The following is a 521-nucleotide window of genomic DNA, read 5'->3' as shown; positions in this document are numbered from 1 at the left end:
GCTATGGCGGGCGCGTATGGCCGAGGCTCGACGAAGGAGGTCGATACCCGTGGGTAGGGCGAAGCCCATCATGATCCAGGGCACCATGTCGAACGCGGGGAAGAGCCTGCTTGCGGCGGGGCTGTGCCGTGTGCTTTCGCAGGACGGCCTGCGCGTGGCTCCCTTCAAGAGCCAGAACATGGCGCTCAACAGCGGTGTCACGGCCGACGGGCTCGAGATGGGGCGCGCCCAGATCATGCAGGCCGAGGCGTGTGGCATCGTGCCCGACGTGCGTATGAACCCCATCCTGCTCAAGCCCGAAAGCGACCACCGAAGCCAGCTCATCGTGGCCGGCAAGGCGCAGGGAGCCTTCGCTGCGAGGGACTACTTCGCGCGAAAGAAGGCGCTCATGCCGCAGATTTTGGAGTCGTTCGATTCGCTCGCGGAGGAAAACGACGTCATCGTCATCGAGGGCGCCGGCAGCCCCGCCGAAATCAACCTTGCCGAAAACGACATCGTCAACATGGGGCTCGCGCGCGCCG

The 521-nt window shown here is 65.3% G+C and carries 1 protein-coding gene; it reads left to right on the top strand.

The features are described from left to right. Positions 1-49 precede the first annotated feature (49 nt). Positions 50-521, top strand: a 472-nt coding sequence (locus tag ACT84W_RS10045) for a nucleotide-binding protein (protein WP_444329107.1), incomplete at its 3' end; no start/stop codon positions are given.

Source organism: Paratractidigestivibacter sp. (assembly GCF_052362415.1).
Classification (GTDB): Bacteria; Actinomycetota; Coriobacteriia; order Coriobacteriales; family Atopobiaceae; genus Paratractidigestivibacter.
This window is presented reverse-complemented; position numbering and strand designations above follow the sequence as displayed.